This window comes from Pseudomonas sp. B21-019, from assembly GCF_024749225.1.
Classification (GTDB): Bacteria; Pseudomonadota; Gammaproteobacteria; order Pseudomonadales; family Pseudomonadaceae; genus Aquipseudomonas.
Map to the genome: position 1 here is coordinate 3,564,621 of NZ_CP087193.1, position 11,816 is coordinate 3,576,436.

The 11,816-nt window shown below is 61.1% G+C and carries 9 protein-coding genes; 5 read left to right on the forward strand and 4 right to left on the reverse strand.

From position 1 onward, the window contains the following. Positions 1 to 167 precede the first annotated feature (167 nt). Positions 168 to 1,652 (reverse strand): NCS1 family nucleobase:cation symporter-1, encoded by a 1,485-nt coding sequence (locus LOY36_RS15820; protein ID WP_258668730.1) that lies wholly within the window; start codon positions 1,650 to 1,652, stop codon positions 168 to 170. A gap of 621 nt (positions 1,653 to 2,273) precedes the next feature. On the opposite strand from LOY36_RS15820, the gene hydA reads away from it, so the two are divergent. The 3 genes from hydA to preA all read left to right on the forward strand — a co-directional run bounded on the left by hydA (position 2,274) and on the right by preA (position 6,563). Beyond that, positions 2,274 to 3,713, forward strand: coding sequence for a dihydropyrimidinase (hydA, locus tag LOY36_RS15825; protein ID WP_018929684.1), 1,440 nt, complete (start codon positions 2,274 to 2,276; stop codon positions 3,711 to 3,713). Between the two features lie 207 nt (positions 3,714 to 3,920). Beyond that, complete coding sequence (locus LOY36_RS15830; RefSeq protein ID WP_258674190.1) at positions 3,921 to 5,288, forward strand: NAD(P)-dependent oxidoreductase; 1,368 nt, start codon at positions 3,921 to 3,923, stop codon at positions 5,286 to 5,288. Next, positions 5,289 to 6,563: an NAD-dependent dihydropyrimidine dehydrogenase subunit PreA gene (gene preA, locus LOY36_RS15835; protein WP_258668733.1), complete on the forward strand. Its 1,275-nt coding sequence runs from the start codon at positions 5,289 to 5,291 to the stop codon at positions 6,561 to 6,563. A 78-nt stretch (positions 6,564 to 6,641) separates the two neighbouring features. Here preA and LOY36_RS15840 read toward each other — a convergent pair whose 3' ends face one another. After that, positions 6,642 to 7,262 carry a TetR/AcrR family transcriptional regulator gene (locus LOY36_RS15840; RefSeq protein WP_007937670.1) on the reverse strand — a complete coding sequence of 207 codons (621 nt, stop codon included), beginning with the start codon at positions 7,260 to 7,262 and terminating at the stop codon, positions 6,642 to 6,644. Positions 7,263 to 7,401: 139 nt separating this feature from the next. On the opposite strand from LOY36_RS15840, the gene copC reads away from it, so the two are divergent. Both copC and copD read left to right on the forward strand, forming a co-directional pair. Next, complete coding sequence (gene copC / locus LOY36_RS15845) at positions 7,402 to 7,767, forward strand: copper homeostasis periplasmic binding protein CopC (protein WP_258668735.1); 366 nt, start codon at positions 7,402 to 7,404, stop codon at positions 7,765 to 7,767. A 3-nt stretch (positions 7,768 to 7,770) separates the two neighbouring features. Then, positions 7,771 to 8,631 carry a copper homeostasis membrane protein CopD gene (gene copD, locus LOY36_RS15850; protein WP_258668737.1) on the forward strand — a complete coding sequence of 287 codons (861 nt, stop codon included), beginning with the start codon at positions 7,771 to 7,773 and terminating at the stop codon, positions 8,629 to 8,631. A 178-nt stretch (positions 8,632 to 8,809) separates the two neighbouring features. Here copD and LOY36_RS15855 read toward each other — a convergent pair whose 3' ends face one another. Together LOY36_RS15855 and LOY36_RS15860 are read right to left on the reverse strand one after the other, a co-directional pair. Next, positions 8,810 to 9,958, reverse strand: a complete 1,149-nt coding sequence (locus LOY36_RS15855; RefSeq protein WP_019579387.1) for an HlyD family secretion protein — start codon at positions 9,956 to 9,958, stop codon at positions 8,810 to 8,812. Then, a complete protein-coding gene (locus LOY36_RS15860; RefSeq protein WP_258668739.1) occupies positions 9,955 to 11,619 on the reverse strand; it encodes an MFS transporter in 1,665 nt (554 codons plus the stop codon). The genes LOY36_RS15855 and LOY36_RS15860 overlap by 4 nt, the downstream gene beginning before the upstream one ends. Between the last annotated feature and the right edge of the window lie 197 nt (positions 11,620 to 11,816).

Below are 11,816 nucleotides of genomic sequence, written 5' to 3' on the forward strand. Positions count from 1 at the left end.
CTGTCTTCGCGAGCAAGCCCGCGCCCACATTTGGAATGCATTCCCCCTGTAGGAGCTGCCGAAGGCTGCGATCTTTTCGGGGCCGCCCAAGAGCAAGATCAAAAGATCGCAGCCTTCGGCAGCTCCTACATTGGAAATGCGATCCCCTGTGAGAGCGGGGCCACCTCTCACACCGCAGATTTCACGACAGTCGGACTCGGCCGCATCGAACTCAACCCGTAATAAATCAGCCCTCCCAGGGCCGAGCCGGTGAACCAGCCGTAGCTGTAGAACCAGCTGAAGGCATCGCTGCCCAGCGACAGCAGCGTCAACACCACCGGCACGCCGAACGCGATGAAGCCAAACCCGTTCCACGCCGGGTACACGTCGTCACGGTAGAGGCCGGCCAAATCCAGTTGCTGTTTCTTGATCAGGAAATAGTCCACCACCATGATCCCGGCGATCGGCCCCAGCAGGCTCGAATAGCCCAGCAACCAGTTGGAATACACCGTCTCCAGGCTCAGATCCGAGACAATCAGCCCGAGCTTTTTCAGCAGTTCATGGGCCATCAGCGCCAACCCGACCAACCCCGTGAGCATCACCGCCGTGGTGCGGTTGATGTACTTGGGCGCGACGTTCTGGAAATCGTTGGTTGGCGACACGATGTTGGCCGCAGTGTTGGTGGACAAGGTGGCGATGATGATCAGCGCCATGGCCAGTGCGACCCAGACCGGGCTCTGGATATGGCCGATCAGGGTGACCGGATCAGAGACAGTGACACCCACCAGTTTGACCGACGCGGCCGTCATCACCACGCCGAGGGAGGCGAACAGGAACATGGTCAGGGGTAAACCGATGATCTGCCCGACGATCTGGTCCTTCTGGCTTTTCGCGTAGCGGCTGAAGTCCGGGATGTTCAGCGACAGCGTGGCCCAGAAGCCGACCATGGCCGTCAGCCCGGCGGCAAAGTAACTGACCACGCTGGCGCCTTCCGGACGTTTGGCCGGGATCGCCAGCAACTCGGTCATCGACACGTTTGGCATAGCCCACACCAGCAGGCCCACGCCCACCAGCACCAACAACGGCGCCGAGAGGGTTTCCAGCCATTTGATCGAGTCCGCGCCGCGAATCACCACCCACAGGTTCAAGGCCCAGAACAGCATGAAGCCGATCACCTCGCCGGTACCACCAAGGGCCTTCCAGCCATCGAACACCGAGCCGAGAAACAGGTGAATCGCCAGCCCACCGAACATGGTCTGGATGCCGAACCAGCCACACGCCACCAGGGCGCGGATCAGGCACGGGATGTTGGAACCGAGAATGCCGAAGGACGAGCGCAGCAATACCGGAAACGGAATGCCGTACTTGGTGCCGGGGAAGGCATTCAGGGTCAGCGGGATCAGCACGATGATATTGGCGAACAGAATCGCCAGCAGCGCTTCGCCCACGGTCAGGCCGAAGTAGGCCGTGAGCACTCCGCCGAGGGTGTAAGTCGGCACGCAGATCGCCATGCCGACCCACAGCGCGGTGATGTGCCATTTGTTCCAGGTTCGTTCGCGCACCTTGGTCGGTGCCATGTCGTGGTTGTATCGGGGACTGTCGAGGACATCGCTGCCGGCTTCGAGCTCAAACAAGCCGTCGCGCTCGGTCACTTGCGATCTGATCTGTTGCATGGCCGCTCCACTGTTCTTTTGATTATTTTTGCTCATCAGAGGCTGGCGCAATGCGCGCGAGCCGGACGATGGCCGGAGAAACTGACAACTTTTACGGACCGGCCACGGTGTCAGCGGCGGCATCAATAAACGTGCCGGGTGCCCCGCTAGTGCCTCGGGCAGTGCCATAAAACTTTGCTAACCAACTGATGTTAATCAGCTTTATTTATCCAACTTGCGAGTCCCCGGTCAGTTGCCTGTCACTCAGGCCGAATGCCAGGCAAGTTGTCCGAACAGTCAAGACTCAATCTGGTGCGTCGATCTTTTTTTGAAAGGTTGCGCATCAACCATAGACCATCCTCAACCGGCTGATTTCACATAGAAAATCTTGACCATATTTCCAACCTGTCAAGTGCGTCAAAATGGTGAGCGGTCTCACCATTTTGGTGATTTTCATTTTTTATCGTTATTTATCAAACAGTTAAAACAGTAATAAGCTTATAAAAAATATTCTTGCTCAATCCACAAACTGCAGCTAGCGTCTATTCTTGACAGCGCTGACAGGAATACACCGATTGGCGTCTGCTTCATATAAAACATCTAGAACCGGCAATAGTCGGTCATGCCTGCGAGGAACTCGGAATGTCTCTGTTGATCCGTGGCGCCACCGTTATTACCCATGATGAAAGTTATCGCGCCGACGTCTATTGCGCCGACGGCGTGATCAAAGCCATCGGTGAAAACCTCGATGTTCCCGCCGATGCGCAAGTGCTCGACGGCAGCGGCCAATACCTGATGCCCGGCGGCATCGATCCGCACACCCACATGCAACTGCCCTTCATGGGCACGGTGGCCAGCGAAGATTTTTTCAGCGGCACCGCGGCGGGATTGGCCGGTGGCACCACGTCGATCATCGACTTCGTGATACCCAACCCACAGCAATCATTGATGGAGGCCTTTCATCAATGGCGCGGCTGGGCCGAGAAGTCGGCGTCTGACTACGGCTTTCACGTCGCCATCACCTGGTGGAGCGAGCAAGTCCGCGAGGAAATGGCCGAGCTGGTCAGCCAGCACGGGGTCAACAGCTTCAAGCATTTCATGGCCTACAAGAACGCGATCATGGCTGCCGACGACACCCTGGTGGCGAGTTTCGAGCGTTGCCTGGAGTTGGGCGCGGTGCCGACCGTGCACGCGGAAAACGGCGAGCTGGTCTATCACCTGCAACGCAAGTTGATGGCCCAGGGCATCACCGGGCCGGAAGCGCATCCGCTGTCGCGGCCTTCGCAGGTGGAAGGTGAAGCCGCGAGCCGGGCGATCCGCATTGCCGAAACCCTCGGCACGCCGCTGTATCTGGTCCATGTCTCGACCAAGGAAGCCCTCGACGAAATCACCTATGCGCGCGCCAAGGGCCAACCGGTTTACGGCGAAGTGCTGGCCGGGCATCTGCTTTTGGACGACAGCGTCTACCAACACCCGGACTGGCAAACCGCCGCCGGTTACGTGATGAGCCCGCCGTTCCGCCCACGCGGCCATCAAGAAGCCCTTTGGCATGGCCTGCAAGCGGGCAACCTGCACACCACCGCCACCGACCATTGCTGCTTCTGCGCCGAGCAAAAAGCCGCCGGCCGTGACGATTTCAGCAAGATCCCCAACGGCACCGCCGGTATCGAAGACCGCATGGCAGTGCTTTGGGATGAAGGGGTGAACACCGGGCGTTTGTCGATGCAGCACTTCGTAGCGCTCACCTCCACCAACACCGCGAAGATCTTCAACCTCTACCCGCGCAAAGGTGCGATCCGTGTCGGTGCCGATGCCGATCTGGTGCTGTGGGACCCGGAAGGCACGCGGACGATTTCAGCCAAGACTCACCACCAGCAGGTCGACTTCAACATCTTCGAAGGCAAGACCGTGCGCGGCGTGCCGAGCCACACCGTCAGCCAGGGCCGAGTGGTGTGGGCCGATGGTGATTTGCGCGCCGAGCGTGGCGCGGGCCGGTATATCGAACGGCCGGCGTATCCGGCGGTGTTTGATTTGCTGAGCAAGCGGGCTGAGTTGCACAAGCCGACAGCAGTGAAACGTTGATCTGCCCTCTGTGGCGAGGGAGCTTGCTCCCGCTGGACTGCGCAGCAGGCCCAAAGCCAGTCGACTCGGGGGGGCAGGACAACCGATTTGGCAGGATGTGGGGCGGCTTCGCCACCCAGCGGGAGCAAGCTCCCTCGCCACAGGATGATGCGAAAAAAACCAATGCCCATCAGAGGCAGTACCTCAATTAACCGTGAGGCCAACACCGTGATCAAGACCCTGAACCACCTCCCGCATCCCCATGAGGACGCGGCCGCCCTCGCCGGCCATTTCACCGACCTGGCGCCGCCGCTCAACGAGCGTCAAGCGCATCTGGAAGCCTCGCGCTGCCTGTATTGCTACGACGCGCCGTGCGTGAACGCGTGCCCGAGCGACATCGACATTCCATCGTTCATCCGCAATATCCATCAGGAAAACGTGCAGGGTGCGGCGCAGAAGATCCTCTCGGCCAACATCCTCGGTGGCAGTTGTGCCCGGGTCTGTCCGACGGAAATCCTCTGCGAGCAAGCCTGCGTGCGCAACAACGCCCAGGAATGCGCGCCGGTACTGATCGGCCTGCTGCAACGCTATGCCGTGGACAACGCACACTTCAGCGAACACCCGTTCCAGCGCGCCGCCGCAACCGGCAAGCGCATCGCCGTGGTGGGTGCCGGCCCGGCCGGTTTGTCCTGCGCGCACCGCAGCGCCATGCACGGCCATGACGTAGTGATTTTCGAGGCCAGGGAAAAGGCCGGCGGTCTCAACGAATACGGGATCGCCAAGTACAAACTGGTGGACGACTACGCGCAGAAGGAGCTTGAGTTCCTGATGGGGATTGGCGGGATCGAGATTCGTCACGGGCAGAAACTCGGCGACAACCTGACCCTCAGCGAACTGCATCAGCAATTCGACGCGGTGTTTCTCGGCCTGGGCCTGGCCGCCAGCAAACAACTGGGCCTGTCCAACGAGGATGCCCCCGGCCTGCTCCCTGCCACCGACTACATCCGCGAACTGCGTCAGGCCGATGACCTGACACAACTGCCGCTGGCCGAACGCTGCATCGTCCTTGGCGCCGGCAACACCGCCATCGACATGGCCGTGCAAATGGCTCGCCTCGGTGCCCGGGACGTGAACCTGGTGTACCGCCGTGGTGTCGCGGACATGGGCGCCACCAGTCACGAACAGGACATCGCCAAGGCCAATCAGGTGCGGCTGTTGACCTGGGCGCAACCCGAAGAGGTATTGCTCGACGACCAAGGCAACGTGCGCGGCATGCGCTTCGCCCGCACCCGATTGGTGGAAGGTCGCCTGCAAACCACCGGCGAAACCTTTGAACTGGTTGCCGACGCGATCTTCAAAGCCATCGGCCAGGCCTTCGACGCCGGCGCCCTCGCCGATCCGCTGGCCCGTGAACTCAAGCGTCAGGGCGATCGAATCCTCGTCGACGAACAGCTGCGCACCAGCATTCCCGGCGTGTATGCCGGTGGCGACTGCACCAGCCTCGATCAGGACCTCACCGTGCAAGCCGTGCAGCACGGCAAGCTGGCCGCCGAGGCGATCAACGCTCAACTCATGCTCAACGTGGAGGCTGCGTAAATGGCCGATCTCTCGATTGTCTTCGCCGGCATCAAGGCCCCCAACCCGTTCTGGCTGGCTTCCGCGCCGCCGACCGACAAAGCCTACAACGTGGTCCGTGCGTTCGAGGCTGGCTGGGGTGGCGTGGTCTGGAAAACCCTGGGGGAAGACCCGGCGGCGGTCAACGTGTCCTCACGCTACTCGGCGCACTTCGGGGCCAACCGTGAAGTCATGGGCTTCAACAACATCGAGTTGATCACCGACCGTTCGCTGGAGATCAACCTGCGGGAAATCACCCAGGTCAAAAAGGACTGGCCGGATCGCGCACTGATCGTGTCGCTGATGGTGCCCTGCGTCGAGGAGTCGTGGAAAAACATCCTGCCGCTGGTGGAAGCCACCGGCACCGATGGCATCGAGCTGAATTTCGGCTGCCCCCACGGCATGCCGGAACGAGGCATGGGCGCAGCGGTTGGCCAGGTGCCGGAATACGTCGAACAGGTTACTCGCTGGTGCAAGACCTATTGCTCGTTGCCGGTGATCGTCAAACTCACGCCGAACATCACCGACATCCGCGTCGCCGCCCGTGCCGCACACCGTGGTGGCGCCGATGCGGTGTCGTTGATCAACACCATCAACTCGATCACCAGCGTCAATCTGGAGCGCATGGTTGCCAATCCCGCCGTCGGCAGCCAAAGCACCCACGGCGGTTATTGCGGCTCGGCGGTGAAGCCGATCGCGTTGAACATGGTCGCCGAGATCGCCCGCGACCCGCAGACCCAGGGCTTGCCGATCAGCGGCATTGGCGGCATCGGCAGTTGGCGCGATGCGGCGGAATTCATAGCCCTGGGCAGCGGTTCGGTGCAGGTGTGCACGGCGGCGATGCTGCAAGGCTTCCGGATTGTCGAGGAGATGAAGGACGGTTTGTCACGCTGGATGGACAGTCAGGGCTACGCCAGCGTGTCGGATTTTTCCGGGCGCGCGGTGGGCAATACCACGGACTGGAAGTACCTGGACATCAACTATCAGGTGATTGCGAAAATCGATCAGGAGGCGTGCATCGGTTGCGGTCGCTGCCACATCGCTTGCGAAGACACCTCGCACCAGGCGATTGCCAGCCTCAAACAGGCAGACGGCACGCATAAATATGAAGTGATCGATGAGGAGTGCGTGGGCTGCAACCTGTGCCAGATCACCTGCCCGGTGCAGGATTGCATCGAGATGGTGCCGGTGGATACGGGCAAGCCGTTTCTGGATTGGAACCATGATCCCCGCAATCCGTATCACGTTGTGGTTTGAGAGTTAAAGATCAAGAGATCGCAGCCTCGTTTCACTCGACAGCTCCTACGGAGTGAAACGAGGCTGCGATCTTTTGATCTATGGCTCCAAACCGATCCCGCGCAAGATCACACTGGTCACCGTCTGCACCGCCCGTTCGAACTGCATGTCCGACAACGGCTGATGATCATTAAGAATGTTCACCTGATGATCGAAGTCGGCATAGTGCTGGGTCGAGGCCCAGATCATGTACAACAGGCTGGAAGGCTCCACCGGCAGGATGCGTTTGTCTTCCACCCACTGGCGAATTTTCGCTTCCTTCATCTTGGCCCAGTCGTACAGACTCGCGTCCAGCTTCTCACCGAGGGTCGGCGCGCCGTGGATGATTTCGTTGGCCCAGACTTTCGAACCGTACGGCCGGCTGCGGGAATGGTTCATCTTGGCGCGGATGTAGCTACTGAGCACCACGCGCGGGTCGTCGAACATCTCGAAGCACAGGGCGTCTTGCTTCCAGACCTCCAGCAACCCCAGGAGCACCGCGCTGTACAGCTCGCTCTTGGTGCTGAAGTAGTAATGCAGGTTGGAGCGCGGCAGTTGCACTTCGGCGGCGATGTCGGCCATGGCGGTGCTGCCGAAGCCTTTTTCGGCGAAGACCTTTTCGGCCGCCAACAGGATTTTTTCGACGTTACTGCGACGAATCTCGATCTTGTGATTGCCCATGAGGGCTCCCTGACAACAGCGTTGGTCAAGACTAGCATCCGCTCTACGTCGCGGCGACAGGGGAAAACGAAACTTCGTACAGCGGCCCTGCGGCAGGTAAACTGCCCGCCACTTTGAACCTGCCTGCGAGGTCTTCACGATGCTGCTCAAGAACGCCCTGACCACCGCTGCCCTGCTCGGCTCGCTTCTCGCCGCCTCATCGGTATTTGCCCACGCCCATCTGAAAAGCCAGACCCCGGCGGCCGACAGCACCGTGCAGGCGCCAACGGAACTGCGCCTGGTGTTTTCCGAAGGGGTTGAAGCAACGTTCACCAAAGTGAAAATCAGCAAGGACGGTGCCGACGTACCGGTAAAAAGCCTCGCCACCGAAGGCAGCGACAAGAAAACTCTGGTCGTCACCCCGGCAACGCCGTTGGCCGCAGGCGATTACAAAGTCGAGTGGCACGCCGTGTCGGTCGACACCCATAAAAGTGAAGGTGCCTACCGCTTCAAGGTGGGTCAGTAATTCATGACCGAGGCGCTGGTGCTGTGCCGCTTCCTGCATTTCACCGTGGTGCTGATGCTGTTCGGAGCCTGGGTATTCAGGCCTTTGCTGTTGGGCCGTGAAACGGCGCTGCTGGATCCGGCACTGGCGCGGGTGACCCGCTGGCTCAGCGTGGTGGCGTTGCTTAGCGGCGTCGGCTGGTTGCTGCTGATCACCGCCAGCATGGCCAGTTCCCCGGAGGCGGCATTCGACCCGGCGATGCTGAGCCTGGTGCTGAGCAATACCTTTTTCGGTCAGGTATGGCGCTGGCATCTGCTGCTCAATCTGTTGCTCGTGACTCTGCTGCTGACGCCCTGGCGCTCCAGCATGCCCTTGCGCATCGGCCTTTCCAGCCTGCTGCTGGCGACGCTGGCCCCGGTCGGTCATGGCGCCATGCTCGATGGCCTGCAAGGCCAACTGTTAATCCTCAACCAGATTGTTCACCTGACGTGCGTCGGCGCCTGGCTCGGTGGGTTGATGTTGCTGGTGATGATCCTGCGCCAACCGGACGCTCATCCCTTGAGCGCAATACTGCAACGCTTCAGCGGGATCGGTTACGCGTTGGTGGCGGGGTTGGTGATGACCGGCCTGATCAACGTGCGCGTACTGACCGGCGTGTTCTGGCCAACGCCGTTGCTGTCCGGGTTTGCGCTGATTCTGTTGATCAAGGTTGTTCTGGTGATCGCGATGCTGGGGTTGGCGCTGTTCAATCGGCTGCGGGTCAAGGATTGCCAGCAGCGTCCGGGGCTGTTGCGCACCAGCGTCATGCTGGAATGGATACTGGGGATCGGCGCAGTGGCGGCGGTTTCACTGCTCGGCACCCTGCCCCCAATGATCGCCAACTGAAACACACCCCACCTGTAGGAGCCCCCTGTGGCGAGGGGGCTTGCCCCCGTTGGGTTGCGAAGCAGCCCCAAAGTTTCTGTTGTACCAAAAATCCTGTGAGTGCTACGCACTCAAACGGGGCGGTGCGGCGTTCCGACAAGCCCCCTCACCACAGGTCACCCCCAACAAGAGGTATGCGTCAGTCAGGGGTACTGGGATCCCCTTCGGCAGCGGTATCAATACTCACCACCACCGACATCCCCGGCCGCAGCCGTTCGCTCTGTTCCTGATCGGCATCGACGCTGATCCGCACCGGCACCCGCTGGGCGATCTTGACGAAGTTGCCAGTGGCATTGTCAGCCTGCAGCAGACTGAACTCGGAGCCTGTGGCCGGTGAAATCCGCTGCACCCGCCCGTGGAATTTCTGGTGGTTCAGCGCATCGACGGTGAAGCTCACCGGCTGGCCGACCCGCACGTTGTCCATCTGGGTTTCCTTCATGTTGGCGATCACCCACAACTGGTTCGGCACCAACGCCATCAGCTGCGCCCCGGAGTTGACGTAGGCGCCGAGGCGCACGCCAATCTGCCCGAGTTGACCGTCGCGCGGCGCCACCACGCGGGTGTTCGACAGGTCGATCCGCGCCAGTTGCACCGCCGCCTCAGCACTGGCCACCGCCGCTTCCAGCGAGCCGCGATTAACGATCACCGTTTGCAGATCCTGGCGGGCGATGTCCAGATTGGCCTGGGCTTGCGCCACGGCGGCAACGGTCTGGGCATTGGCGGCCAGGGTCACGTCCAGCTCGCGTTTCGACACCGAGCCATCACCGACCAGTTCTTTGTTGCGGCGCAAATCCGCTTCACTTTTGCGCAACTGTGCCTGGGCGTCGGCGACTGCGGCCTGACGCAATTTGATGGTCGCTTCGGCGCTGTTGCGTTGCTGCACCACGTTGGCCAGCGCGGCTTTCTGCACCGCCAGTTGCGCCAGGGATTGATCGAGACGCTGCTTGTAGATGCGGTCGTCGAGGCGCACCAACAAATCGCCGGCCTTCACGAACTGGAAATCCTGCACCGGCACTTCGTACACGTAACCGCTGAGCTGCGGGCCGATGATCGTCACCTGCCCGCGCACCAGGGCGTTTTCCGTGGTCTCGACCGCGCTACTGAACGGTGGCAGTTGCCAGGCGTACAACACGATCAGTACACCGACGAGAGCAATCGCCGCAAAGCCCAGGGACGAGATGATCCGCACCCCCAGCGAGCGCGGTTCAGAGCCCGGCGAGGATGGCGGCGTCACGCCTTCGGGGGTGGCGGCAATAGTGTTGGTGGTCGTGGTGGTCGGTTCGGTCATGAAGAAGTGGCACCGCTGGATTGTTTGGTTGGAGTGGCAGGCGCCGGGGCAACGGCTTGGGTAGTGCTCATCAGCCACAGGGCGCGAATGGAAATCCAGATCATGGTCAGCACCGCGATCACGGCAATCAGCATGAACACATCGTTATAGGCCAGGACATTAGCCTCGCGGGTGGCGGCGGCGGCCAGGCTGCGAATGCCCTGCAGGTTGCGCAGGCTCGGGTCGGCAATCATTGAGCCGACCGCATTGCCGCCGCTCTGGACCCGCGCCGCCACACGCGGGTCAAGCAACGTCAGTTGCTCGACGATGTGGCTGGAATGAAACTTCTCGCGCGCGATCTGGAACGTCCCCAGCAGTGCCGCGCCAATCAGGCCACCGAGGTTCTGGCAGATACCGAACAGCACCGAGAAACTCACCAGGTTGCGCGGGCTGGACAGCACGTTACGCATGCCGTAGACCATGGTCGGCCCGAGGAAAAACGTCCCACCAAAAGCCAGCAGAAACTGACTGATATACAGGTTTTCCGGGCGGGTCAGGTTGTTCGAATAACTGTCCATCACCGAACCGACCGCCATCAGTGCCAAGGAGATGTTCAGCGGCATGATCAGGTGCTTGGGGTCGATGGTCAGGGCGCTGGTGGCAAGGCCGGCGATACTGCCGATCAACATCACCACATACAGGCTGTGCAGCTGCTGACTGCTCATGTTCAGCGCCTGCATGAACCCCACCGCGCCGGTGGACTGCTCCGACGTCACCATGCGGATCAGGATCACCGCCAGGGCCAGGCGAATCATCGCCCCGCTGCCGAGCCAGCGGGTCATCAGCATCGGGTTGCTGCGATTGTGCTCGATGGCCAGGCCCGTGAGGATCAACACGATCGAAGCCGCCGAAGCCACGCCGATCCACTGCGCTTCCAGCCACCAGTCGATACGCCCCAGGGACAGCACCGCGCAGAGCAAGGCCACGCCGCTGGCAAGGATGGCGAAAGTCAGGAAGTCGAGTTTTTCGAAGGTCTTGAAGCGATCACCCGGCGGCAGTTTCAGCAGAAACACGCAGCCCAGGGACAACAGCGCCATGCCCAGTTCGAACAGGTACAGCCCGCGCCATTCGGCGATCTGCAGCAGGTCTTCGGAAAACAACCGCGCCATGGGCAAAGCCAATTGCGAGGTGCCGAGGCCCAATACCAGCGCCTTCATCCGCCATTTCGCCGGGAAAGCCTGGATCATGTAATACAGGCCCAATGAACTCAGCGCCGCGCCGACCATGCCGTGGGCCGCGCGCACGGCGATCGCCGAACTCAGGTCGTTGACGAACAAATGGCCGAAGGTCACCAGCGCGTAAAGCATCAGGAACACTTCGGTGAAAGCCCGCAGGCCAAACTGCTGACGAAACTTCACCAGCAGCAGGTTCATCGACACGTTGGTCATGACAAAGGCCGCCGGCAGCCAGGCCATCTCGGCGGTGGTCGCCCCCAACGCGCCTTGCAGGTAAGGCAGGTTGGCGACCACCAGCGAGTTGCCGAGACCACCGGTCAATGCCACCAACACACCCACCAGCGCGTAGGCCAGCCGCCTGGGGTTGGAGTGCAACGGCGTCGATGGCGATCCGGGCAGGCTGGGTCGCTCGTGGGGCTGCCAGTCGCGCGGGGTGTAGTGATTCATTCAGTAGCCTTGGTTCAAGGAGTGTTGTCAGTTTGCCGCAAAATCACGGGGAGAACACACCCTTGCAAACACGAGCCTGTGGCGAGGGGGCTTGCCCCCGTTCGGCTGCGAAGCAGTCGCAATTCAGACAACTCGACATGCAGGAAAAAATAGGGGCCGCTTCGCGCCCCAACGGGGGCAAGCCCCCTCGCCACAGG